We start from the raw sequence: 24,094 nt of genomic DNA, 5'->3' as shown, positions 1-24,094 counted from the left end.
CGAGGAAGGGCTGACGCCGCATGATCCTGCTCCTGTCGACGTCCGACACCGACCTGCTGAGCGCCCGTGCCTCCGGTGGTCCGGTCGGCTTCCGCTACGCGAACCCGTCCCGGCTCTCCGTCGAGGACCTGCCGCAGCTCCTGGACGGCACGGACCTCGTCGTCGTACGTCTCCTCGGTGGTGTCCGCGCCTGGCAGGAAGGGCTCGACCAGGTGCTGGCCACCGGCCGGCCCGTCGTCGTCCTCACCGGCGAACAGGCCCCCGACGCCCAGCTGATGGCCGCCTCCACCGTGCCGATCGGCATCGCGGCCGAGGCCCACGCCTACCTCGCGCACGGTGGCCCCGCCAACCTGGAGCAGCTGGCCCGCTTCCTCTCCGACACCGTGCTGCTCACCGGCCACGGGTTCGAGCCGCCCGCCCCGGCCCCCGCGTGGGGACCGCTGGAGCGGACCGCCCGGGACGTCGACGGCCCGACCGTGGCGGTGCTCTACTACCGGGCCCACCACATGAGCGGGAACACCGCGTTCGTCGAGGCGCTCTGCACCGCCGTGGAGGACGCGGGCGCCCGCCCCCTCCCGCTGTACGTCGCCTCGCTGCGCACCCCCGAACCCGAGCTCGTCGAGGAACTGCGGGCCGCCGACGCCATCGTGACGACCGTTCTCGCGGCCGGAGGCACCAAGCCCGCCACCGCGTCGGCGGGCGGGGACGACGAGTCCTGGGACGCGGGCGCCCTGACCGGCCTGGACGTCCCCGTCCTCCAGGCGCTCTGCCTCACCAGCCCGCGCGCCGCCTGGGAGGAGAACGACGAGGGCGTCTCCCCGCTCGACGCGGCCACCCAGATCGCCGTACCCGAATTCGACGGCCGCCTGATCACCGTCCCGTTCTCCTTCAAGGAGATCGACGAGGACGGCCTGCCCGCGTACGTCGCCGACCCCGAGCGCGCCTCCCGGGTCGCCGGGATCGCCGTACGGCACGCGCGACTCCGCCACATCCCCGCCGCCGAGAAGCGGATCGCGCTCGTCCTGTCCGCCTACCCGACCAAGCACTCGCGCATCGGCAACGCGGTCGGCCTCGACACCCCCGCCAGCGCCGTCGCCCTGCTCCGCAGGCTGCGCGCCGAGGGCTACGACTTCGGGCCGGAGGAAGAGATTCCGGGCCTGGTCTCGGGCGACGGCGACGAGCTGATCTACGCGCTCATCGACGCCGGCGGCCATGACCAGGAGTGGCTCACCGAGGAGCAGCTGGCCCGCAACCCGGTCCGCATCCCCGCCGCCGACTACCGCCGCTGGTTCGCCACCCTGCCCGCCGAACTCCGCGAGGCCGTCGAGCAGCACTGGGGCCCGGCACCCGGCGAGATGTTCGTCGACAGGTCCCGCAACCCCGAGGGCGACATCGTGCTCGCGGCCCTGCGCCGGGGCAACCTGCTGATCCTCATCCAGCCGCCGCGCGGCTTCGGCGAGAACCCGATCGCGATCTACCACGACCCCGATCTGCCGCCCTCGCACCACTACCTGGCCGCGTACCGCTGGATCGCCGCGTCCGCCGACGACAACGGCTTCGGCGCGGACGCGATGATCCACCTCGGCAAGCACGGCAACCTGGAGTGGCTGCCCGGCAAGAACGCTGGCCTCTCCGCCGCCTGCGGCCCCGACGCCGCGCTGGGCGACCTCCCCCTCGTCTATCCGTTCCTGGTCAACGACCCCGGTGAGGGCACCCAGGCCAAGCGCCGCGTGCACGCCACCCTCGTCGACCACCTCGTGCCGCCCATGGCACGCGCGGACAGCTACGGCGACATCGCCCGCCTCGAACAACTGCTGGACGAGCACGCCCAGATAGCCGCGATGGACCCGGCGAAGCTCCCCGCCGTCCGCGCCCAGATCTGGACGCTGATCCAGGCCGCGAAGCTCGACCACGACCTGGGCCTCGAGGACAGGCCCGAGGACGAGGGCTTCGACGAGTTCATCATGCATCTCGACGGCTGGCTCTGTGAGATCAAGGACGTCCAGATCCGCGACGGCCTGCACGTCCTGGGCGGTGCCCCCGCCGGCAAGGACCGCGTCAACCTGGTCCTCGCCGTCCTGCGCGCCCGCCAGATCTGGGGCGGCACGTCCTCGCTGCCCGGCCTGCGCGAGGCACTCGGCCTCGACGAGTCGGCGGCGACCCGTACCGCGGCCGACGAGACCGAGGAGAAGGCCCGCGCCCTCGTCCAGGCGATGGAGGACGCGGACTGGGATCCGGAAGCCGTCACCGCTGTGGCCCAGGGGCTCCCGCAGGCCGTCGCCGACATCCTCACCTTCGCCGCCACCGAGGTCGTGCCGCGTCTCGCCGCGACGACCGACGAGCTGGACCACGCGGTCCACGCGCTGAACGGCGGCTTCGTCCCCGCCGGTCCCTCCGGATCCCCGCTCCGCGGCCTGGTCAACGTGCTGCCGACAGGCCGAAACTTCTACTCGGTCGACCCGAAGGCGGTCCCGTCCCGCCTGGCGTGGGAGACCGGCCAGGCCCTCGCCGACTCGCTCCTGGAGCGCTACCGCGCCGACAACGGCGACTGGCCCACCTCCGTCGGACTGTCCCTGTGGGGCACCAGCGCGATGCGTACCGCGGGCGACGACATCGCGGAGGCGTTCGCCCTGCTCGGCGTCCGCCCCGTCTGGGACGACGCCTCGCGCAGGGTCACGGGCCTGGAAGCGATCCCGTACGAGGAACTCGGCCGGCCGCGCATCGACGTCACCCTGCGCATCTCCGGATTCTTCCGCGACGCCTTCCCGCACACGATCGGGCTGCTCGACGACGCCGTCCGCCTCGCCGCCTCGCTCGACGAGCCCGCCGAGCAGAACTTCGTACGCGCCCACACCCAGGCCGACCTGGCCGAACACGGCGACGAGCGGCGCGCGACCACCCGCATCTTCGGCTCCCGGCCGGGGACGTACGGCGCGGGGCTGCTCCAGCTCATCGACTCCCGCGACTGGCGCACGGACGCCGACCTGGCCGAGGTGTACACGGTGTGGGGCGGCTACGCGTACGGCCGTGAGCTGGACGGTCGTCCGGCGCGGGACGAGATGGAGACCGCGTACAAGCGGATCGCGGTGGCGGCCAAGAACACGGACACCCGCGAACACGACATCGCGGACTCGGACGACTACTTCCAGTACCACGGCGGCATGGTCGCGACCGTGCGCGCGCTGAAGGGCACCGCCCCGGAGGCGTACATCGGGGACTCGACCCGCCCCGAGACGGTCCGCACGCGCACGCTGGTCGAGGAGACGTCCCGGGTCTTCCGCGCCCGGGTGGTCAACCCGAAGTGGATCGAGGCGATGCGCCGCCACGGCTACAAGGGCGCCTTCGAGCTGGCCGCGACCGTCGACTACCTCTTCGGGTACGACGCGACGACCGGCGTGGTCGCTGACTGGATGTACGACAAGCTCACCGAGACGTACGTCCTGGACCCGGCGAACCGCGAGTTCCTCCAGCAGGCCAACCCCTGGGCACTCCACGGCATCGCCGAACGCCTCCTGGAGGCCGAGTCGCGCGGTATGTGGGCGAAGCCCGACCCGGCGGTGCTCGAAGCGCTGCGCCAGGTGTTCCTGGAGACGGAAGGCGAGCTGGAGGGCGAGGACTGAGCGGCGAGTGGGAGGCGCGCGGTGGGGCGCGCGGCCCTGCGTTGCCGCCTCCCCGCGGCCGGTCCACTCTGGTGGAATGGGTGATCAGCCGAGCCCCCCGCTCCGCACGTCCCTGCGGCGAGCGTCCCGCCTGATGGAGGCCGCGGGCGCCCACACGGGCGGCGCCCCCGCTGGGCAACTGGCGCGGGAGGCGGGACTCGCACCGGATTCCGCGAACCGCCTCCTGCACGTGCTCGCCGAGGACGGCTACCTGACCAGGCTGGAGGACGGCGGGTACGTGGTCGGCGGCATGCTCGACCGGCTGCGGACCGTGAGCCGGAGCGAGGGGGCGCTCGCCGGTGTCCGGCCCGCCCTCGCCGCACTGCGGGACGAGATGTCGGCCGCCGCGTATCTGACCTTCTACCAGGACGGTGAGATCCGGGTCGCCGAGATCGTCGACGGGCCCAAGGCCCCCAGTGTCGACCTCTGGGTGGGCTTCGAGGACGCCGGTCACGCCACCGCCCTCGGGAAATGCGTCCTGCGCGAGCTCGACGAGGGCGCGCGCGGCGAATACCTCTCCCGGCACCTCCTCGGTGACCTCACGCCACGTACGATCACCCGCCGTGAGGAGCTGGTCCGGCAGCTGGAGGCGCTGTCGACCCCGTCCGTCATGGACCGCGAGGAGTACACACTCGGCACGGTCTGCATCGCGGTGCCCGTGTACAACGGCGACACGCTCGGCGCGCTCGGTGTCTCCTTCCGCGCCGACCGGATGTACCGGACCACGCAGCTCCGCGAGTCGCTGCTCTCCTCGGCGGCCCGGGTGAGCCGGGGCCTGTCGTTCACCCTCTGAGAGCTCCGCCCGCCTGCCGCCCGCCCGCCTGCCCGCCCGCGCGCCCGCCCGTCCGGCTTCGGCCGAAGACCCTGGCCGGCAGGGACCCGTTCGCGCCGAACGCACCGGTGAGCACCGCTGACCGCCCACGCGGGGCACTGTGCTATTCCTCACAGTGAAATCACAGGCGGCGTAGGCAACTGCACCCATTCGTCTTTTCTGTCTCTCCCGGCGATGTGGTAACGGCCGGGGCGAGTGAAGAAAGAGTGACGACGGATCGTTGCACCGGCCATACGATCACCTCCGAGTCGCATCTGCGTGTCCCATTCCGCTGCGACCCCTTCTTCTTATCTTTCGCACCCCGAAGGGCACTTGTGAAGATTCGCCGGATTCTCGCCACCGCTGTAGCCGCAGCGGTGACCACGCCCGTCCTCCTGCTCTCCGTCACCCCCGCGATCGCCGATGCCAAGCCGGCGGCGCAGACGCAGGAGAAGCCGTCCATCGCGGACCTGGAGAAGGCCGCAGCCGCGGCGCAGACCGCGTACGACGCCGCCGTGGCGGCCGAGAGCGCTGCCGAGGCGGAGCTGGAAACCGTCCTTCTGGACACCAACCCCCTGGCCGTGGCCGCCGTGGCCGCCGCCGCCGCGGCGGCTGACGCCGCCACCGCGAAGACGGCCGCCGACCAGGCCGTCGTCGATGCCAAGGCGGAGCTGGCAGCCCTCCCGGAGACGGCCACCGACGCGGAGAAGACCGCCGCGGCGACGAAGGTCACCGAGGCGGAGGCAGCCGCCGTGGCCGCCGACGAGGCCAAGACCGAAGCCGACGCCGCGCTCGTGGAAGCCAATGACGCGCGTGACGACGAACGGGTCGCCGCCGTCCGGAAGCTGGACCAGGCCCAGAAGGCCACCGAGGCCGCGCTCGCCGAGAAGACCGCCGCCGACGAGGCGCTGGCCAAGGCGAAGGAGGAGGCGGCCGAGGAAGGCGAAGAGGACGGCGACTGCGTCCCCGAGTCCAAGCTCACCACCGTCGTGACCGGTCTGCCCTCCGTGGTCGTCGCCGGCACGAAGGTCGACTTCAAGCTCCGGGTGACCAACGGCACCGCCAAGACGATGGACGAGGTCTTCCCGTTCGCCTACGTCCACGCGACCGACGAGTCCGGCCTCAAGGACCTCGACGAGCTGGTGCGCCTGCAGTGGTCGAACGGCTCGAAGTGGAAGACCATCGACAACGAGCACTACATGGACGCCATCAGCCCGCTGAAGGCCGGTGCCCACGCCGACGTCAAGATGCGTCTCACGATCGACGCCTCCGCCCCCGCGGGCAACGGTGTCACCTTCGTCGCCGGTGACTACTGGAACGACAACGGCACCTGCGGCGGGACGCCCGACCTCGAGGGCTACGAGTTCCTGATCGCCGCCGCAGGTACGAAGCCCGGCAAGGTCGACGACGCGAAGCCCGGCAAGACCGAGCCGAACACCTCGAACCTCACCCCGCAGACCGGCACGTCCACCGCCCCGACGGGCAGCCTCGCCGCGACCGGCACGTCCTCCGCGACCACGCAGGCCGCCCTCGCCGCCGGCGCCGCCGTGGCGATCGGCGCGGGTGCCGTGTTCGTCGTACGCCGCCGCAAGGCCGGCTCGCACGCCTGACGCGTGAGGCGGGGTGCCGGCCAGGCATCCCGCCCCGCACGCCGACCTCCGGTGGGCCCGGCACGGGGTGCCGGGCCCACCGGCGTCGTGCGTGGGCGGATGCAGGACTCCGGCGTCGTGCGTGGGCGGGTGCAGGACTCCGGCGTCGTGCGTGGGCGGGTGCCAGACCCAATGCCGCCGTGTGTGGCAGTGGCCCGGCCGGACCGGTCAGGAATCGAGAAGCGCGCCCTGGCCGCCGCGCATAGCTTCGTCACATGGCTTCCATCGCATCCGTCACCCTCGAGGTGGCCGACCCCACCGCCGCCGAACGCTTCTACTCCGCCGCCTTCGGGCTGGGCCCCGAACTGCGCGTCCGGGCCTCGGAGGCGCCGACGACCGGCTTCCGCGGCTTCACGCTCTCGCTCACGGTCTCCGGCCCCGCCACCGTCGACGGCTTCGTCGAGGCCGCCCTCGACGCCGGTGCCTCGCCGGTGAAGCCCGCCACCAAGTCCTTCTGGGGCTACGGCGGCGTCGTACGCGCCCCGGACGGGGCCCTCTGGAAGATCGCCACCTCGGCGAAGCGGGACAAGAGCCCGGCCACCCGCGAGATCGACCAGTTCGTGCTCCTGCTGGGCGTCGACGACGTACTCGCGAGCAAGCGCTTCTACGTGGAGCAGGGGCTCACCGTCGGAAAGAGCTACGGCCGCAAGTACGTGGACTTCGACACGGCCTCGGGCCCCGTCAAGCTCGGGCTGTACGGCCGCCCCGCTCTCGCCAAGGACGCCGGGGTCTCTCCCGACGGCACCGGATCCCACCGGCTCGTGATCGGCACGGACACCGGGCCCTTCACCGACCCGGACGGGTTCGTCTGGGAGAAGGAGCAGTCCTGAATCCGGCTGCGCCTCCCTGCGGGGCATGGCACGATCACGCGGGTGACGAGCAGACCCGCCGGGACCCCGCAGCTGCGTGACCTCGCCCGGCTGCGGCGGGTTCGCGACCGGATCGACCGGGAGTACGCGCAGCCGCTGGACGTCGAGGCGCTGGCCCGGGGCGCGAACATGTCGGCGGGCCACCTCAGCCGCCAGTTCCGGCTCGCCTACGGGGAGTCCCCGTACAGCTATCTGATGACGCGGCGCATCGAGCGGGCGATGGCGCTGCTGCGCCGGGGGGACCTCAGCGTCACCGACATCTGCTTCGAGGTCGGCTGCTCCTCCCTGGGCACCTTCAGTACGCGCTTCACCGAACTGGTCGGCATGCCGCCCAGTGCCTACCGGCGCCAGGCGGAGAGCGGGGCGGAGGGGGTGCCGCCGTGCGTGGCGAAACAGGTGACGCGACCCGTCAGGAATCGAGAAGCCCGTACCCCCGAGCCGCCGCTAGCGTGACGGGCATGGACATCACCATTCACACCAGCGTCCTCCCGCACGACGACCCGGACGCCTCGCTGGCCTTCTACCGCGACACCCTCGGTTTCGAGGTCCGCAAGGACGTCGGGTCCGGCGCGATGCGCTGGATCACGGTCGGCCCCGCCGATCAGCCCGGCACCTCCATCCTGCTGGCCCCGCCGGCCGCCGACCCGGGCATCACCGAGGAGGAGCGGCGCACCGTCCTGGAGATGATGGCCAAGGGCACGTACGGCTGGATCCTCCTGGCCACCAAGGACCTCGACGCCACTTTCGAGCGGCTGCAGACGGGCGACGCCGAGGTCGTCCAGGAGCCGACCCAACAGCCCTACGGCACCCGCGACTGCGCCTTCCGTGACCCTGCGGGCAACCTCATCCGCATCCAGGAAGTGCGCTGAGCCGTCCGCACCCCGGCCCGCCCGGGAACCGCTGACGTCGGGGCCGCCCACCGCGAACGGTGCGCGTCCCCGGCGAGGCGGGACGGCTGCCGGGGAACTCCTCAGCCGGCGCTGGGCACGGTGGAGGGGGACGTCGTGGTCCGCTCGACGAGGCCGTTGTCCGTCTGGTCGCCCTGGGAGTTCATGGGCGTGGAGTACTGGCCGACGGCCCAGAACCGGCCGGAGTCCCCGGTCGGCGCCAGGTCGTAGAAGGTGTACGAGGGCCACCGGGTGTCGCCGTCAGGGGCCGTCGCTCCGGGCTCCTTGGTCCAGCTGGTGCCGTCGAAGTGCCAGAACACCGGGCTCGCGTCGGCGGGTTCGGTCTGGTCGTTGCCAGTGACCCACAGACCGCCGTGGCCGTCGGATGCGATGGCGTGGACGTAGAGGGCGGAGAGCTCGCCGGTGATGTCCTCCCAGGTGGAGCCGTTCCAGTGGGCGACGCCCGGCACGGGCTCGGTGATCTCGGGGTCGGTGGCCCACCCGGCGACGTAGACGCTGTCCGTGGACGCGGCGGCGATCTTGGCGGTGTCCGTGCCGGTGCGCACGGGAGGCGTCTCCATCAGCGTCCAGGTGGTGCCGTCCCAGTGGTAGGTCACCGGGTGCCCACCCTTCACGGGGTACTTCATCCCGGTGGCGTACGCGTCGTCTGCCGACAGGGCGTCGATGTCGCGGATGTCGACGAGGGCGGGGAGCGCGAAGGTGTTCCAGACGCCGTCGGAGTAGGTGTAGAGGGCGTTGCCCCCCTTGAAGAGGCGCCCGGGGACGGCGTCGATCGGCACCTCGGGCCAGCTCTGATCGGCGGCGCCGGCTGCCGTGACGGTGTTCCAGCGCGTGCCGTCGTAGTGCACGAGCACCTGGTCCCTGCCCACCGTCCCGTAGGCCCAGACGTCGTCGGCGGCTGCCGCGCTGACCGCCGACCACTGCCAGACCTCGGGCAGTCCCGGAGCGGTGTCCTTGCCCCACTTCGCCCCGTTCCAGCGCATGATGGCGCCCCGGCCGTCCTTGCTGCCGACCGCCCAGGCGAGGTCCTCGTCCACCGAGGAGACGGAGAGCAGGGAGCCGGCGGCGCTGGTGCCGGAGAGGGAGACCTCCCAGCCGGAGACTTCGGCGGCGCCGGCTCCACCGGCGTTGAGCAGGGTGGACGCGAGGGCCAGCGAGACGGCCGCGGTGCGCAGGAGGTGCCGTGCGAGCATCGGTGAGCGTTCCTTTGCGATGGGGAGGACTTCTCCGGAGTCCGAGTCGGGCGCACGCCCTTCTCGACCACGGGACGAGACTCGCGGGGTGCGCCGATGGTTGTAATGGGCACGGCATGTAACGCGTCCGAGTCGGGTGTCAGCCGTGCCCCGGCGGGTGCCTGGACGCCACCGCGATGGCCGAGATGTGAGGGGTGACGAAGGGCGGTTTGATCACAACAGGGTGACGGTATCCGAGATAAAGCCCAACTAAGCACACAGAACCTTCACTTGATGTCATGCTGCTCCGGCTGAAACCAGAACCAGCAGATGGAGCAGGGCACATGGCCGAAACTCAGCCCAACACCGCTACCAGCCAGGGCGCTTCCGCCGCGGCTGGAGGCGTAGTCGCGACCGGTGACGCCGGCGCCGTCCAGTTGTCAGGGGTGGCCATGAAGCGCCGCGGTCCCGTCGCCGTGTGGCTCGGCCTGACGCTCATCACCCTCGGGATCTACCAGCTGGTCTGGTACTTCAAGATCCACAAGGAGCTGCACGAGTTCGACCGCCGGCGGCCTCTGAACCCGGGTGGCAGCCTGATGGTCCTGCTCTTCCTGGGCTGGACCGTGATCGCTCCGCTGATCTCCTTCAAGAACACCGGCAAGGCGATAGCGAACGCCCAGCGCGCGGCCGGCCTGCCGGTGACGTGCAGCCCCGCCGCGAGCATGTGGCTGATGTTCGTCTTCGGCCTGAACGTCTGGTACATGCAGCGCCAGCTCAACCTGGTCGTCGAGGCCTACCCGGGCGCCGAGCCGGGCACGCAGGTCACTCTCGCGGCCTGAACCCGCTGCGGGGTCGCGCCCCCGGGCGGACCGTGCCGCGAATCCCGAAGGCGCCCACCGCACGCGGTGGGCGCTTCGCGTGTGCCTTCCGGCCTGAACGAACCGATACCGAGGCGGGGTCCCGATGGAACGGGTGGAAGCCGAACTGTTCACCGACGGTGGCAACGATGCCGTGGTGCGCCTTCAGGGCCGCCACTTCCCCGGCGTCCTGATCCAGGGGGACACCCTGGGCATTCTCCATGCGGATCTGACCGAAGTCGCCGAGCTGTGTGCGGCGGGAGACCTGGAGGAGGCCCGGCTTGCGGTGGGCGTGCTCCAGGCGGATCTGGGGGCGAAGCTCCGCCGCTACAGCGAAGCACTGGAAGCCCACGGGATCCGCCTGCCCTTCTGAGCGCGGTGCGGTGGGGTGGGGATGGACGGCGCTGGACGAGGGTGAATGAGACCAAGACTGAGACCGGAGAGCCAGGTCAAACCTTTTTGACGATGATCGACTCCGGGACCAGCTTCTCCAGGTCGTCCACGTCCGAGGTGAAGACGGTGACCTGACCCTTCTGCTGTCGCGCGATGACGGCGAGCACCGCGTCGATCGCGTACTTGTGGCCGCGCAGCTCGGTGTCCGCCAGGAGTCGGCGGGCCTGGCGGGCCTCGTCCTTTCCGATGTCGGCGACCTTGAGCAGGGAGAGCACCCAGTCCCAGCGCTGCTCCGTGGTTCTCCCGTCGTACGCTTCGACCAGCGTCATCGGGGACGTGACCACCTCGGCCTCACCCCGGGCCGCGAGGTCGAGCCAGGCGATCATCTGCCGGTCGCCGCGCACAACCAGGGACAGGGCTTCGCAGTCGAGCACGAAGACGCGCAATGGCCGCTGCTTGTGCTCAGTGGCACGCTTCTTCACGCGGCCTCTCCGGCGTCGTGCTTTCCAGCGGCGCGGCGGCGCTCGTGTTCGGAGTCGAGGTCCTCCAGTTCCTCGAACGCTGCTGTGCGCTCTTCCTCAGTGAGGGGGCCGTATTCCTCCTGCAGCCAGTCGGACAGTTCCCGCAGCCGGTCCCGGTCGCGCTTGAAGCGCAGCGCCTCGGCGACGTACGCCGAAATTCCCCGTTCTGCCGCCTCCGCGCGGATCTCGTCCAGGAGATCCTCGGGAATCGTCACAGTTACCTTCTTTGTGGCCATACAAGAGACCATACTCTTGGTATCACACCCCGTACCAGTGCGTTCGGGTGACCGCCAGGTCGGCGTTCAGGCGGTCGTGGCGTGACGCGGGCTGCCTCGGAAGACCTGGCTGGTGTGCCAGGAACGATGGGCGGCGGCGATGGGGCGGACGCCCGACCGGGGGTCGATGACCGGACGGCCGGCGAGCGTGATGACGTGCTCGCGGGCGGCTGTGCTGCGGCCGACGAAGCTCTGTGAGACCAGGATGCGGTGGCCCTCGCCACTGCCCTCGCCGAGACCGAGTACGCCTTTGTCGAACAGCTTGTGGTGCAGCGAGCACAGGCACAGCCCGTTTTCGAGGTCGTCCGGTCCGTCGAAACGCCCACCAGCGGACATGGGCGGCCTCAAGCCCGACCGAGCGCGACCGAGCCACGACGCGGATCCCGGCTACCCGGGCATGATGCCGTGGATGCGGGAGAGGGTGAAGACTCGTTCGTCGTCGCGCAGGTGGCACCAGGCGTACAAGTAGGGCGGGTCGAGCACGAGCTCGCTGAGGATACGTACGGTCCGGTTGCCCGAGGCGGCGACGTACTCGACCGTGATGGCTGTGCCGACGTCGACGGCATGGGCGAGCTGGCGGACATCGCTGTACGCCAGGTTCTTCGCGTACGCGGCGACGATCTCCTCGGTGTCCGTGCCGTAGGGGACCCCGGTGCCGAACGGGTCGGGAGCCGGGAGTGTCGGCGGGGCGGCCCGCAGCCTGGCGGCCAGCGTGCTCAGGTCGACGGTCACCGGAATCATCTGAGTCACCGTCGGCACGGACCGCTGCCGCTGGCCCGGGAATGGGGGGACCGGGACCGGGGCGGCGGCACGTCGGCGCCGGGTCTTCTCGACGCGTACGGTTCCATCGGCCCTCTCGGCGACGGGGGCGTAGCCGGCGGCCCGGAGCGCGGCGAGGGTCTTGTCGAGTGGGGTCCGGCTGACCAGCACGGTCGGTGCCAACACGCGCAGGCCGAGGGCGGCGAGCTTTCTGTGACTGACGAGTTCGGCGAGGAGGGCGGCTTCATCGCCATGGATCACACAGGCAGCGGGCGCGATGCGCACACGGCCGTGAGTGCGTGCGCAGTCGTTGATCAGGTACAACAGCGGCTGGGGGAGGGCGCCGACCGCGACGGCGCCCAGGTCGGCCGCGATGGCATCCGCCGTGCGGCCCGTGTCCAGGGCACGGCGAACGGTTGTGGGGCTGAACCGCCACACCGATGCCGTGCCACCGACTTCCTTGTCCGCGACGGTGTCCAGCAGTGTGGCGAGGCGGGCGGACGGTGTGCCGGTGACAACGGCGGTGAGGTCCGCGCCGAAACGGGCCGCCCTGGTGGCCGTCGGCAGCAGCCGCTCACAGGCAGCGGTGAGCGATTCGGCGGCTTCGGCGCCGTCGGTCCGCAGAGCGGCACCGATGGGGGACAGGCAGCCGCGGGCGACGACCCCGAGCAGTTCCGCTTCCCGGATTACGGTGGCGAAGGGCGTGGTGTCCTGGGGGAGTTGTTCGGCGAGCGGGCGGTGCCAGGCAACCATCGGCCCCAGTTCCGCGGGGCTGTGCACTCCCCGGTGCGCCGGGAACTCCGCTGCGGCGGCGAGGAGTCCCTCTCGGGCCTGTATACAGCCGCCGCAGGGCGGTGTTCCGGCGAGCGCGGGCAGTACCTTGCCGTCCTCGTCGCGGGCCTGGGCCGGAGTCAGCGGCAGCGTCCGCCAGGTTTGGAGAAGCGCGGTGAGCTGCTCTGCTGGTTCTCGTTCCGCCCAGGAGTCGTATCCGTCCGTTGCCGCGACCCGGTCGCCGTCCTGGGCCAGCAGCCCGGCGTCGTACGCCGTCTCCAGAACAAGGCGTACGACGATCTGGTCGCACTGCGCCGCCTTGCTGATCCGGGACAGCTCACGTGCTCCGACCCCGCCGGACTTCAGCAGGACCGGCGGAGCAGCGGAGCACGTCGCCAGAACCGACGCGGCATGTGCGGCGAACGCCGTGGCGGCTGCCGCCGCCTCCCGGCCCACTTCCGCCGAGGTGACGGACGCCGTCCGCACGACGGGCGGGACCGGCTCGAAGGGGGCGCGCCAGCCGACTCCGCGCAGTGCGAGCGCCACCTCGGCGGGCATGCGTGTGGATCCGTACCCGGAGTACCGGTCCTGGACCAGCAGTCCCCGCTCCAGTGCCCAGCGCGCACCCGGCTCGGAGTCGGCCGACGGGGCCCTGAACGTGATCAAACGCGCCGGTGATTGAGCCTGTTCGCCCTGGTGAGACGCTCGCCGCTCAAGCAGCTTCCGGGTGGACGCAGGTGCCGAAGTGATCACCGCGGCCACCCGCTCCGGATTGCGGTGGTGCTCCAGCAGGGCGGTCAGCCGATGCTTCTTGGTGGTGCCGGGCGACGGGATGCCCAGGGCCACCAGCATGCGGCGCAGTTCCTCGGAGTTCGTGTCTGCCAGTAGCCGGGTGAGCGGAGCGTCCAGCCCTAGCGGCGAGTCCCACGCCTGCCGCAACGGCGCCGCCATGCGCAACAGCCCTTCGCCGTCCGGCCAGACGAGTGCGCGGTCGGCCAGCGCCTCCAAGGCCGCGTCCAGCCCGCGAGCGTTCTCCGTTCCGGTCGCATCCAGCAGATCGGCCAGAGCGGCACATGGGACGGGCCCCAATGCTGCCAGTGCCTCGGCTACCTGCAGGTGTGGCAGCGCGAGTCCGGGCAGCACGGGGCCACCGACGCCGGGCGCTGAAGGCGGTCCGCGAGTTCGCCGAACGATCGTGGTTCCGGCGGGGACACGGCATCCGGGCGAGCTGCCAGGAGCCGCTCGAGCCGGCCGACTTCCAGATCACTCAGCCACGTGGCCAGAGTTGATCCGCCGGGCTTGCCGATGGAAACACCTCACAAGGACGAGTGCCGGTGGTCTCCGACCGGAATCGGTCCCTGCACAGACCCAGAATGGCGGATCGCGGGGGACGCCTGCGTCCTGAGTCGACAGAAACCCGCTTCTGAGTGAAGCGATGTCCTGTGACTACTGGGGCCGGCAACGTCGAAGGGCCCCGCAGCAAGCTGCGGGGCCCTTCGACGTATTGCCCGGTGAGAGCAATGGCGGAGGATACGAGATTCGAACTCGTGAGGGGTTGCCCCCAACACGCTTTCCAACTCTGCACGGTCACGTTCATCCTGGTTCGTGCGCGTCCACCCACCAGGTCACCGGTAGGTCTGCCGGGATGATGAACGACCGCGTACGGCTGCGAACGAGACTATGGATGAGACTGCTCCGGCGCCCCCTGTAGCTCCCGTGACAGCGGCTACCGCTTCTTGCGGATCTTGCGCTTCTTCGCCTCAGCCTCCTTCTCCTTGCGCTGTGCGACTCCGTAGGCCGACCAAGGGCCTTGGTGCTTCGCGCAACGAGAGGTACCGACTACCGCGAGGTTTCGGCACGCTGTGCCAGCTTTGGTGCGTGCGCCGCACCTGGACTGAGATGCCACTCCGTCCCCCTACTCAGAGGCCAAGGAACTCCAGACCTCACGAAGACTGCTTCGCAGCGCTTGCGGCAGGGAGGGCGTACACGCGACGCACGGAAGCACGACACCGGGCGACCCTGGCAGGTCGGAAATGCAGTCGCAACTCCGGAGGCGAGGGCCGGCCGAGGGCGTACGTCGAGACGGCCTCGGACACTGCGCCGCATAGGCGCGCCACGGACCCGTGACCCGGCCTTATAGCCTTCGCGGCCTTTGTCTGTCCGCCACGGCTCACAATTGTCAACAGGTGCTGAGCTTCGCACCTCCTGACAGCTAATGCCTAAACACCCCTACAGCGCTGCACGGCTCTTTTCGTCTGGATTCGATGGCTTCGCAGGTTCCAGGGAGGAAAGGACTAATGGTGACGCACGCACCTAAGTGGTCAGTGTTTTAGGGGTTGTGGCGAAGCATCGATTGCACCTCCTTCAATTGTTTGTATGATGCTCGGACATACTCTACGAATTCACCCCCAGGGTGACGTATAAGGACTTCTTCTTCCCCTTCGGGCGAGTTCCACTCCGTAAGTAGGACTTCCAGTGAGGAAACGTGTGAACAAAAATCGAGGACCACTCTGGGCATTTCGTCGCCGATTATCAGGTCTCCATGTTTCATGATGATGTCGCGCATCTGAAGCCCGGCGGGGGCGAAGACGGTGGATGTCCAGACTTTCCACCGTCTTTTTTCCTGATCCGTCATGGCTTCTGAACGTCGCCTCTGTGAGCTCTCGGGCAAGTATCGAATCTTGTACTCGTTCCATGCCGTCTCGTTGACATCGGTCAACACGAGCAAGGGGCCGTACAGGTCTCTAAGTTGCGAATTGACCCAATCGAGCTTGGCTTGGTGGGCCGTGCGTCGAATTTCTCCGCGGCTATTTAGCCAGTAGACTAGGACGGCAATCAAAATGCCGGAACCCGCTGTAACTGTGGCGGCGAGCAACTAATATACCCCCAGTAGGCGAAGTCTCTGTGACGGTCCAGTAGTGTTTCTCTGCGCTGCGGTCGGCGAGCTAAGGTTCGGCGTTCCGCCCGCCTAGAATGGCGGGAATACGATGCACTCGGAGCCGCAATAAACGTCTACGGCTATACCGTTCCTAGCTGCACAATCCTGAATCTTGGAGTGCAATGCTTGCACATGAGGAAGTTGATCGGCATCGCACTTAACCTTTAGGCCGTAGCGGCTACGACTCATGTCGATTATTTTTTCGGCACCGATTATTCTTCTTAGCATCATGGAAGTCGTGACGAGTCTTTGGCGTTCCTCCTTTTCGCTTAGATGTTCAGCGGATATTTTTACTTCATGTGGTTCATTTATCGTGTAGTGAGATACGGAGCCCTGTGTTTCGCGGACCAAGCTCTGCAGTGTGCCGATGCGATTGCTTTGCTCGCGCACCAGTCCCACAAGTTCATTGAGGATGTCAGGGGTGTCGCGTTCTGGTGGAACTCTCTCTTCTGCCCGCTTTGAGCGAATGGTGTGCAAATTTTGCGCGAGTTCCTCTCTGAATGCGTCGAAGGTTTTCCGCAGTCGGTCCTGATCTACTGGATTTTTGCACTTGTCGTTGATCGATTTAACCATCGACCAGACGTCACTCTCGTCCATGCTGTCTGTTGCCTGGAATTGGGACAGTGGGCCAGATAGATCTTTGATTGGCATATCGAGAAGGAATGGGATGAGTGAGCTTTCCCCTAGTTCACGGGAGAGGGCGCCAGCTTCAAAGTTGATCCACGGGGCAGACTGATTTTCTCGCGTAACGCATACGATTCCGAAGGAGCATTCTTGTAGTTGGTTCGCGATTGCCGCTAGCCCGCGTTCTCCTTTTGATATGTCCTGCGACGATACGAAGGGTGAGATCGCTTGGTTCGTTAGAGGCAGCCAGCTTCTGAGCGCTTCCGCGCATTCCTTTGAGGCTTCCCCTGACCAGCTGATAAAGATTTGCATCCTCTTGCCCCCTTGAGCGGTCCACTAGTCAGATATGATGCCTGGCCGTTCGCCTTTTGTCTGCTCTTTCTCGTACCTAGACGATCGACGGGTTTGCAGGGCAACCACACGACGAAACCCAAACTCATGCGGCGGTGGCACGGAAGGCGCCCGGCAGTCCGCTCTGCTACTTCTGACGGCTCGGCAGGGGCTGCTGGCGGTTACGAGGTGGCCGTACGGGTGCACCTCGTGCCGGGCGTCGGGGCTCACCGGTTGGACAAGCTGGAGCCCGAACACCTGGAGCGCTTCTACAGCCGGATGCTGGCCGACGGCAGCAAGCCCGCCACCCGCGCACCAGGCGCATCGGACGATCCGCACCGCGCTGAATCACGCGATGCGCCGCGGCCACGTCACACGGAATGTCGCCACACTCGCGGTCCCGCCGAGGATCGAGGAAGAGGAGGTGGAGCCGTACGACACCGAAGAGGTACAGCGCCTGCTCTCGGAGGCCGCCAAGCTCCGGAACAGCGCTCGCTGGTCCATCGCGCTCGCGCTGGGGCTCCGGCAGGGTGAATCGGGCTGAGGTGGGCGGACCTCGATACGAGCAGCGGAGTTCTGCGGGTCAGGAAGAACCGGCTGAGGCCGAAGTACCTGCACGGCTGTGGTGGCGACTGCGGCACGAAGCCGGGGTACTGCAAGAAGCGGGTCAGGAAGAACGAGGACACGGCCAACACGAAGTCGCGCGCCGGCCGACGCGTCATCGGTGTCCCTGACGAACTGGTGAGGCTGCTGGAGCTCCACCGCCGAGAGCAGGCACGCGAGCGGGCGATCGCGGGGGAGGACTGGCGAGAGTCCGGGTTCGTCTTCACCTCTCCCATAGGCGAGCCGCTGGTGCCGAGCACGGACTACGACGCCTGGAAGCGGCTGCTGACCGATGCGAAGGTCCGGGACGGGCGCCTGCACGATGCCCGGCACACCGCGGCGACGGTCCTGCTCATCCTCGGTGTCCCCGAACGGGTCGTGATGCAGATCATGGGGTGGTCGTCCACGGCGATGGCGGCCCGGTACCGGCACGTGACGGGCGGCATCCTGGCCGACGTCGCGCAGCGGGTCGGAGGACTCATCTGGGAAGTGGCCCACGACGCTGACGGCAGCGGCACGGAGGGCTCCGAAGAGTCCCGTCTGAGACTGCAGATGAGACTACGAACGTCGAAGGGCCCCACCGCAAGCGGTGGGGCCCTTCGACGTATTGCCCGGTGAGAGCAATGGCGGAGGATACGAGATTCGAACTCGTGAGGGGTTGCCCCCAACACGCTTTCCAAGCGTGCGCCCTAGGCCACTAGGCGAATCCTCCGCCGCAAACAATACAAGACGTTGGAGGGTGCTCGCGAACACGTTCCCCAGAGATCGTTCCGGACCGTCCTCAGGGAGGGCCTGGACCGGGAGCGGGTGGACGGCGGGGGGTCCGGATCGGCTAAGGTGGGCGTCAGCCCCTCACGTGGCGCTATCTGACTGAACTCCCCCAGGGCCGGAAGGCAGCAAGGGTAGGTTGGCTCTGGCGGGTGCGTGGGGGGCCCTTGCGTGTCCGGGGTGAGATGTCCCGCCGGGTGCCGCGTTCCGGGGCGGGACGGTTTGTCAGTCCGCCCCGATAACCTCGTAGGTGTGTCGTCCCTTGCGCTGTACCGCCGCTATCGCCCCGAGTCCTTCGCCGAGGTCATCGGGCAGGAGCATGTCACTGACCCGTTGCAGCAGGCCCTGCGGAACAACCGGGTCAACCACGCGTACCTGTTCAGCGGGCCGCGCGGCTGTGGAAAGACGACCAGCGCGCGCATCCTCGCCCGTTGCCTGAACTGCGAGCAGGGGCCCACACCGACCCCGTGCGGGGAGTGCCAGTCGTGCCGTGACCTGGCGCGCAACGGACCGGGTTCGATCGACGTCATCGAGATCGACGCCGCCTCGCACGGTGGCGTCGACGACGCTCGTGACCTGCGGGAGAAGGCGTTCTTCGGGCCCGCGTCGAGCCGGTACAAGATCTACATCATCGACGAGGCGCACATGGTCACCCCGGCAGGGTTCAACGCCCTGCTGAAGGTGGTCGAGGAGCCGCCGGAGCACCTCAAGTTCATCTTCGCGACCACCGAACCCGAGAAGGTCATCGGCACGATCAGGTCGCGCACGCACCACTACCCCTTCCGGCTGGTTCCGCCCGGGACGCTGCGCGGTTACCTCGCGGAGGTCTGCGACAAGGAGAACAGCTTCGTCGAGGACGGCGTGCTGCCGCTCGTGGTGCGGGCCGGCGCGGGTTCCGTGCGTGACTCGATGTCCGTCATGGACCAGCTGCTCGCCGGTGCGGGCGACGACGGTGTGACATACGCCATGGCGACCTCGCTCCTCGGTTATACGGACGGGTCCCTGCTGGACTCGATCGTGGACGCCTTCGCGGCGGGCGACGGGGCCGCGGCCTTCGAGGTCGTCGACCAGGTGATCGAGGGCGGCAACGACCCGCGGCGTTTCGTCGCCGACCTGCTGGAGCGCCTGCGTGACCTGGTGATCCTGGCCGCGGTGCCGGACGCGGGGGAGAAGGGGCTCATCGACGCCCCCGCCGATCTGGTCGAGCGGATGCAGGCCCAGGCCTCCGTCTTCGGCGCCGCGGAGCTCAGCCGCGCCGCCGACCTGGTCAACGAGGGGCTGACCGAGATGCGCGGGGCGACCTCTCCCCGGCTCCAGGTCGAGCTGATCTGTGCCCGGGTGCTGCTGCCCGCCGCCTTCGACGACGAGCGGTCGCTCCAGGCCCGTCTCGACCGGCTCGAGCGCGGCGCGTCCTTCGCGATGGCCGGGCCGGGCCCGGCCATGGGTTACGTACCCGGTCCTGAGGCCCAGGCCCATGGCGCGGGTGCGGGCCTGCCCACCGGAGGGCCCGCCGCCGCCCGTGCCGCGGCCCGGGGGGACGTGCCTCCGGCGGCGGCCCCCGTCGACGTACGTCCGGCAGCGCCGGAGGCCGCCGAGGCCGCCGCGCCGCCCGCCGCGCCTCAGGACGCGCCCCCGGCAGTTCAGCAGCCCGCGCCGGCCGGGCAGCGCCCCGGGGCGTGGCCGACGGCGGCCGGGGCGGGCAGCGGTGCGGAGCCCGCGCGGCGGCCCGGCGGCTGGCCGACCGCTTCCGCGCCCGGCAGCGCACCGCAGGCCCCCGCCCCCGCCCCGGCCTCCGTTCCCGCTGCTCCGGCCCCGGCCGCGCCGGCCCCCGCGCCAGGTGGGCAGAACATGGCCCAGGGCGCGGCCCAGGTGCGGAACATGTGGCCGGACATCCTGGAGGCCGTGAAGAACCGCCGCCGCTTCACCTGGATCCTGCTCAGCCAGAACGCACAGGTCACAGGCTTCGACGGCAGCACCCTGCAGCTCGGCTTCCTCAATGCCGGAGCCCGTGACACCTTCGCGAGCAGCGGCAGCGAAGAGGTCCTGAAGCAGGCTCTCGCCGAGCAGTTCAACGCCACCTGGCGGGTCGACGCGGTGGTGGACCCCTCGGGTGGTGGCGGACAGGCCCCGCAGACCGGTGGCGGCGGTGGCAGGCCCCCGGCCGCCCCGTATCAGCCCGCGCCGGCCGCGCAGGCCCCGTCGTACGAGTCCCGGCCCGCCCCCGCCCAGTCGGCTCCGCCGCCGGCGCAGCAGCAGAGCGCGCCGCACCAGGCCGCCCGGCCCGAGCAGTCCTCGTCCTCGTACGACAGAGCCGCACCGGAGCCGCCGCGGGCGGTCGCGCCCGAGGACGACACCGCCGAGGCCGACGACCCCGACCTGGTCGACTCCGCACTCTCCGGCCACGACCTGATCGTCCGCGAGCTGGGCGCGACGGTCGTCGAGGAGTTCACCAACGAGTAGCGACGGGTAGGCGCCGGCCCCCCGGGCCGGGTCGGCAGGCACCGGCCGTCACCCCCGGCCCTGTCCTCCAGCGGCCCGAAAGCTGCCTCCGGGGCACCGGCCCTGCCCTCCGGCAGCCTGTGAGCTGCCCAGGGCCTTCAACCCCTCCCCGAGGCACCCGGTGATCTGTCCGAGGACTCCCCGCCTCGCCGCCTCCAGCGGTCGGAGAGCTGTCCACGGAGCGGCGCCCGTCGAGGCTCCCGGCCCCCGGCGGCTAGGCTGCACCCCGTGAAGGTCCTCGTCATCGGCGGCGGCGCCCGCGAACACGCCCTGTGCCGCTCTCTCTCCCTCGACCCCGATGTCACCTCTCTGTACTGCGCCCCCGGCAACGCCGGAATCGCAGAGGTGGCCGAACTGCACCCGGTCGACGCGCTCGACGGTGACGCCGTCGCGCGCCTCGCCACCGAACTGGGCGCCGAGCTGGTGGTCGTCGGCCCGGAGGCGCCGCTCGTCGCCGGTGTCGCCGACGCCGTGCGCGCGGCCGGCATCCCCTGCTTCGGCCCCTCGCGCGAGGCGGCCCAGCTCGAGGGCTCCAAGGCGTTCGCCAAGGACGTCATGGCAGGTGCCAACGTCCCGACGGCCCGCAGCTACGTCTGCACGACGCCCGCCGAGATCGACGAGGCCCTCGACGCCTTCGGCGCCCCGTACGTCGTCAAGGACGACGGTCTCGCGGCCGGAAAGGGGGTCGTCGTCACGGACGACCTCGAAGCCGCCCGCGCCCACGCCCTGGCCTGTGACCGGGTGGTCATCGAGGAGTTCCTCGACGGCCCCGAGGTGAGCCTCTTCGCGATCACCGACGGAACCACGGTGCTGCCCCTCCAGCCCGCGCAGGACTTCAAGCGAGCCCTGGACGGCGACGAAGGGCCGAACACCGGCGGCATGGGCGCCTACTCCCCGCTGCCGTGGGCCGACCCGAAGCTGGTCGACGAGGTCATGCAGACCGTCCTCCAGCCCACCGTGGACGAGCTCCGGCGCCGGGGCACCCCGTTCTCCGGACTCCTGTACGCGGGCCTCGCGATCACCTCGCGCGGTGTACGGGTCATCGAGTTCAACGCCCGCTTCGGCGACCCCGAGACGCAGGTGGTCCTTGCCCGGCTGAAGACTCCGCTGGCCGGGGTACTGCTCGGCGCCGCCAACGGCACGCTGGACGTCGTACCGGCGCTGACCTGGCGTGACGACGCGGCCGTCACCGTGGTCATCGCCTCGCACAACTACCCGGGTACGCCCCGCACGGGAGACCCGATCGAGGGCCTGGCCGATGTGGCGGCCAAGGATGAACCCCACGCGTTCGTCCTGCACGCCGGCACCCGTCAGGACGGCGACGCCATCGTCAGTGCCGGAGGGCGCGTGCTCTCCGTCACGGCGACAGGCAAGGACCTCACGCAGGCCCGGGACCGCGCCTACACAGCGGTCGGCCGGATCCGGCTCGACGGTTCCCAGCACCGTACGGACATCGCCCGCAAGGCCGCCGAAGAGGCCTGAGGCCTCCGCCCGTCGCCGACCACCTGTGCCCGGCACCTCCCCCCGGAGGCGCCGGGCACAGGCATGTCCCCTCGGAGTGCCCGACACAGCAGGCATGCGGAAGTGCCCGGCACAGGCATGAATGGAGGGCCCGGGCGGACCCGTCGCGCAGGCGGCCGGAACGGCGCCGGTACCACCGAACCCCTGTACACCGGCGCGTCAGCAGCTTTACCCAAAGCCATTCCATCGGGTGACGACTCGGCCATCCGGATGACGCCCGCCGAGGCCCCAACTAGGGTGCGGCGCAGGCATTCCGGCACTTGGCCCACCGGCATTGCGATGTCGGTGGCGGGTGCCACAGTGGGGGAGTGACCAACACCGTCGCGGGGGCAGAGGGGGTGACGTCCAGCCGTGTCCGGTTCCGGTTCGGTTGAGGAGTTGGGTGCGCACGCAGCGCGGGCCAGAGCCATGGCTCTGCTGCGCATCCGCAGCAGAGCGACGGCCCTGGCGATCCTGCCGGCGGGCGCGGCGGTCGTGCTGCTCGTCGCGGTTGCCCAGGGACGTATCGGCGGTGACGCGTGGGCGACGGTGAGCTGGGTCGTGACGGCCTGCGCCGTCGCGGTCCTGCTGATCGCCGCCGCGGTGGCCCTCGCCGTGGCGCGGGCGAGGCCCGCCGTCAGCCCGACCGTGCCCCTCACGGAGGCAGCGGCCCCCGACCTCTACCGGCTGGTCCGTGACCTCGCCGACCGGCTCGACGTCCCGGCCCCCTCCGCCATAGAGCTGACCCCGGACTGCGACAGCTGGCTGGAGGACCGCACGCACCCCGCGGCACAGCCGAACGCGATGGGCCTCGCCAAGGATGCCAAGGGGCCGGCAGGCGCCCGGCGCGGCCGTCGGGTGCAGGCGGCTCCCGTTCTCGTCATCGGCTCTCCCTTCCTCTGGTGGATGAGGGTCGCCGAGCTGCGCGCGGTGCTCGCGCCCGTCGTCGCGGGCACCGGGCCGTCCGCGCACCCTGACATAGCCGCCGCCCGCCGCTTCGTCCGCGGGCTGGACGCCGCGGTCGCCGATGCCTCCCAGCCGGGCCGGGGACTCGTACGCCGGATGTACGCGGCCTTCGTCGGCTGGATCGCCCGGCTGATGCTGCGCGGCTGCCGCGGCCACGCGGCCGAGATGGAGCGCTGTGTCGCCGCCGCGGCCTCGGGGCGCGCCCAGGACGTGGATTACGGCCTGCGGATCGTCGCACAGGAGCAGGTCGGCCTGGCCTACGCCGGCTGGGACCGTCTGCTGACCCGGGTCGCCCTTCCCGCCTGGCGGATGGGCCGGTGGCCGTCCCAGCTCGACGCCGGAGTCGTCTCCGCGCTCACGGAGCTCTCCCGCCGCGACAGCCTCGCCGAGGGCTTCGCCTCACGGCTGGGTGAGCGCCCCGCCTGCGATCTGATCGAGGAACCGGGCGCGGCCGACGAGGCGGCCTCCCTGCTGGCCGCGCGGCTCTTCCACGGCGGTCCTGCGGAGACCGGCCCCGGCTGGTCCCCCGTCGACTGGCAGCAGTATCCGGAGGAGGTCGTGGACCGGAAGTGGCGTACGGAGGCCGCCCGCCTGCACCGGGTGCTCGACGCCCTGGGCGTGGCCACGAGCGTCTCCGTGGGCGGGCCGGGGGCGCGCGGCGCCGAGGGCTCGGCCGTGCCCACGCTGGCCCGCGTCATCGACCACCTCGCGACGCCGGGCGCCGACAGCGACGCGCTCGCGGCCGGGATCGGAGCCGCTGTCGCCCGCGACGAAGCGGAGGCGGAGCGGCCCCGGACCGACGGCGGCTCCGGTGCTCCGGAGACCGGCGCACCGGCCGGGGCGGACCCGGACCCCCTGGATCTCTGGGGCCCCGCCCCGCTCCCGCTCTTTCCTCTCCAGCCGCCGCGTACGGGCACCGAGCTGCTCACCGACCATGTCGTGGCGATGGTCTGCTGTGCCGCGGTGGACACGGCGGGGGCGGCCCCGGGGCTCGACTGGCTGGACGGTCCCGCGCTGCTGGTCGCCGGCGGCCGCAGATCGGACCTGGGCGCCCCCGTGCTCAGTCTCGTCGAGGACGGCGACGCGGAGCCGCTGCGCACGTGGCTCACCGCGGTCGGCGTACGGACCGACAAGCCCGTACGCCTGGGCTGAGGCAGACTTCGCGCCTGGCTGGAGCGCACATGCGTGCCTGGGTGAAGCACACGCCGCGCCTGCGCTGACG

The 24,094-nt window shown here is 70.2% G+C and carries 16 protein-coding genes, 1 tRNA gene, 1 other RNA gene and 2 pseudogenes; 13 read left to right on the top strand and 7 right to left on the bottom strand.

Annotation, left to right across the window (positions count from 1 at the left end; genetic code table 11):
• The first annotated feature begins 20 nt into the window (after positions 1 to 20).
• The 6 genes from cobN to ABZY45_RS20385 all read left to right on the top strand — a co-directional run bounded on the left by cobN (position 21) and on the right by ABZY45_RS20385 (position 7,857).
• The gene (cobN, locus tag ABZY45_RS20410; protein WP_356741757.1) at positions 21 to 3,620 is read left to right on the top strand and encodes a cobaltochelatase subunit CobN; all 3,600 of its coding nucleotides are present in this window, start codon (positions 21 to 23) and stop codon (positions 3,618 to 3,620) included.
• Positions 3,621 to 3,696: 76 nt separating this feature from the next.
• Entirely contained in the window at positions 3,697 to 4,452 is a 756-nt protein-coding gene (locus tag ABZY45_RS20405) for an IclR family transcriptional regulator C-terminal domain-containing protein (RefSeq protein WP_356741755.1), read from the top strand.
• Positions 4,453 to 4,805: 353 nt separating this feature from the next.
• Positions 4,806 to 6,080 carry a peptidase gene (locus ABZY45_RS20400; RefSeq protein ID WP_356741754.1) on the top strand — a complete coding sequence of 425 codons (1,275 nt, stop codon included), beginning with the start codon at positions 4,806 to 4,808 and terminating at the stop codon, positions 6,078 to 6,080.
• Positions 6,081 to 6,334: 254 nt separating this feature from the next.
• Positions 6,335 to 6,949: a glyoxalase gene (locus tag ABZY45_RS20395; RefSeq protein WP_356741752.1), complete on the top strand. Its 615-nt coding sequence runs from the start codon at positions 6,335 to 6,337 to the stop codon at positions 6,947 to 6,949.
• A 42-nt stretch (positions 6,950 to 6,991) separates the two neighbouring features.
• Positions 6,992 to 7,441 carry a helix-turn-helix transcriptional regulator gene (locus tag ABZY45_RS20390; protein ID WP_356741750.1) on the top strand — a complete coding sequence of 150 codons (450 nt, stop codon included), beginning with the start codon at positions 6,992 to 6,994 and terminating at the stop codon, positions 7,439 to 7,441.
• 5 nt (positions 7,442 to 7,446) lie between these two features.
• Complete coding sequence (locus ABZY45_RS20385; RefSeq protein ID WP_356741749.1) at positions 7,447 to 7,857, top strand: VOC family protein; 411 nt, start codon at positions 7,447 to 7,449, stop codon at positions 7,855 to 7,857.
• Between the two features lie 101 nt (positions 7,858 to 7,958).
• On the opposite strand, the gene ABZY45_RS20380 is transcribed toward ABZY45_RS20385, so the two are convergent.
• On the bottom strand, positions 7,959 to 9,089 hold the full coding sequence (locus tag ABZY45_RS20380) for a hypothetical protein (RefSeq protein WP_356741747.1): 1,131 nt from the start codon (positions 9,087 to 9,089) through the stop codon (positions 7,959 to 7,961).
• Positions 9,090 to 9,412: 323 nt separating this feature from the next.
• Here ABZY45_RS20380 and ABZY45_RS20375 point away from each other — a divergent pair, with 323 nt between their 5' ends.
• Positions 9,413 to 9,907, top strand: a complete 495-nt coding sequence (locus ABZY45_RS20375; protein WP_356741745.1) for a DUF4234 domain-containing protein — start codon at positions 9,413 to 9,415, stop codon at positions 9,905 to 9,907.
• A 124-nt stretch (positions 9,908 to 10,031) separates the two neighbouring features.
• Entirely contained in the window at positions 10,032 to 10,298 is a 267-nt protein-coding gene (locus tag ABZY45_RS20370) for a hypothetical protein (RefSeq protein WP_356741743.1), read from the top strand.
• 76 nt (positions 10,299 to 10,374) lie between these two features.
• On the opposite strand, the gene ABZY45_RS20365 is transcribed toward ABZY45_RS20370, so the two are convergent.
• From ABZY45_RS20365 to ABZY45_RS20345, 5 genes and pseudogenes are all read right to left on the bottom strand, one after another.
• Positions 10,375 to 10,800 (bottom strand): PIN domain-containing protein, encoded by a 426-nt coding sequence (locus ABZY45_RS20365; protein ID WP_356741741.1) that lies wholly within the window; start codon positions 10,798 to 10,800, stop codon positions 10,375 to 10,377.
• A complete protein-coding gene (locus tag ABZY45_RS20360) occupies positions 10,797 to 11,075 on the bottom strand; it encodes a CopG family transcriptional regulator (RefSeq protein ID WP_356741739.1) in 279 nt (92 codons plus the stop codon). Before ABZY45_RS20360 ends, ABZY45_RS20365 begins: the two co-directional genes overlap by 4 nt.
• Positions 11,076 to 11,141: 66 nt before the next feature.
• Positions 11,142 to 11,469: pseudogene (locus ABZY45_RS20355) on the bottom strand (HNH endonuclease); the annotation flags it as partial.
• Positions 11,470 to 11,501: 32 nt separating this feature from the next.
• A complete protein-coding gene (locus tag ABZY45_RS20350; protein ID WP_356741738.1) occupies positions 11,502 to 13,787 on the bottom strand; it encodes a helicase-associated domain-containing protein in 2,286 nt (761 codons plus the stop codon).
• Positions 13,788 to 15,612: 1,825 nt separating this feature from the next.
• Positions 15,613 to 16,518 carry a toll/interleukin-1 receptor domain-containing protein gene (locus ABZY45_RS20345; RefSeq protein ID WP_356741737.1) on the bottom strand — a complete coding sequence of 302 codons (906 nt, stop codon included), beginning with the start codon at positions 16,516 to 16,518 and terminating at the stop codon, positions 15,613 to 15,615.
• Between the two features lie 198 nt (positions 16,519 to 16,716).
• Between ABZY45_RS20345 and ABZY45_RS20340 the strand changes: the two are divergent.
• Positions 16,717 to 17,628, top strand: a pseudogene (locus ABZY45_RS20340) (site-specific integrase); the annotation flags it as partial.
• 135 nt (positions 17,629 to 17,763) lie between these two features.
• Here the strand turns inward: ABZY45_RS20340 and ABZY45_RS20335 are convergent.
• Positions 17,764 to 17,851: transfer RNA gene (locus ABZY45_RS20335), tRNA-Ser, on the bottom strand.
• Between the two features lie 131 nt (positions 17,852 to 17,982).
• Here ABZY45_RS20335 and ffs point away from each other — a divergent pair.
• From ffs to ABZY45_RS20315, 4 genes are all read left to right on the top strand, one after another.
• An RNA gene (gene ffs / locus ABZY45_RS20330) (signal recognition particle sRNA small type) lies at positions 17,983 to 18,079 on the top strand.
• An 80-nt stretch (positions 18,080 to 18,159) separates the two neighbouring features.
• Positions 18,160 to 20,367: a DNA polymerase III subunit gamma and tau gene (locus ABZY45_RS20325; protein WP_356741735.1), complete on the top strand. Its 2,208-nt coding sequence runs from the start codon at positions 18,160 to 18,162 to the stop codon at positions 20,365 to 20,367.
• Between the two features lie 267 nt (positions 20,368 to 20,634).
• Positions 20,635 to 21,888: a phosphoribosylamine--glycine ligase gene (gene purD, locus ABZY45_RS20320; RefSeq protein WP_356741734.1), complete on the top strand. Its 1,254-nt coding sequence runs from the start codon at positions 20,635 to 20,637 to the stop codon at positions 21,886 to 21,888.
• A 390-nt stretch (positions 21,889 to 22,278) separates the two neighbouring features.
• A complete protein-coding gene (locus tag ABZY45_RS20315; RefSeq protein ID WP_356741733.1) occupies positions 22,279 to 24,024 on the top strand; it encodes a hypothetical protein in 1,746 nt (581 codons plus the stop codon).
• Positions 24,025 to 24,094: the final 70 nt, after the last annotated feature.

The sequence above is a fragment of the Streptomyces sp. NPDC006516 genome (assembly GCF_040611875.1).
In the GTDB taxonomy this organism is placed as follows: domain Bacteria; phylum Actinomycetota; class Actinomycetes; order Streptomycetales; family Streptomycetaceae; genus Streptomyces.
The sequence above is the reverse complement of the archived record's forward strand: the minus strand, read 5'-3'. Positions and strand labels throughout refer to the sequence as shown.

Excerpts from the sequence above, each read along its gene's own strand:
- cobN (WP_356741757.1), top strand. The coding sequence starts at position 21 with ATGATCCTGCTCCTGTCGACGTCCGACACCGACCTGCTGAGCGCCCGT.
- ABZY45_RS20370 (WP_356741743.1), top strand. The coding sequence starts at position 10,032 with ATGGAACGGGTGGAAGCCGAACTGTTCACCGACGGTGGCAACGATGCC.
- ABZY45_RS20380 (WP_356741747.1), bottom strand. The coding sequence starts at position 9,089 with ATGCTCGCACGGCACCTCCTGCGCACCGCGGCCGTCTCGCTGGCCCTC.
- ABZY45_RS20375 (WP_356741745.1), top strand. The coding sequence starts at position 9,413 with ATGGCCGAAACTCAGCCCAACACCGCTACCAGCCAGGGCGCTTCCGCC.
- ABZY45_RS20405 (WP_356741755.1), top strand. The coding sequence starts at position 3,697 with ATGGGTGATCAGCCGAGCCCCCCGCTCCGCACGTCCCTGCGGCGAGCG.
- ABZY45_RS20385 (WP_356741749.1), top strand. The coding sequence starts at position 7,447 with ATGGACATCACCATTCACACCAGCGTCCTCCCGCACGACGACCCGGAC.
- ABZY45_RS20345 (WP_356741737.1), bottom strand. The coding sequence starts at position 16,518 with ATGCAAATCTTTATCAGCTGGTCAGGGGAAGCCTCAAAGGAATGCGCG.
- ABZY45_RS20395 (WP_356741752.1), top strand. The coding sequence starts at position 6,335 with ATGGCTTCCATCGCATCCGTCACCCTCGAGGTGGCCGACCCCACCGCC.
- ABZY45_RS20360 (WP_356741739.1), bottom strand. The coding sequence starts at position 11,075 with ATGGCCACAAAGAAGGTAACTGTGACGATTCCCGAGGATCTCCTGGAC.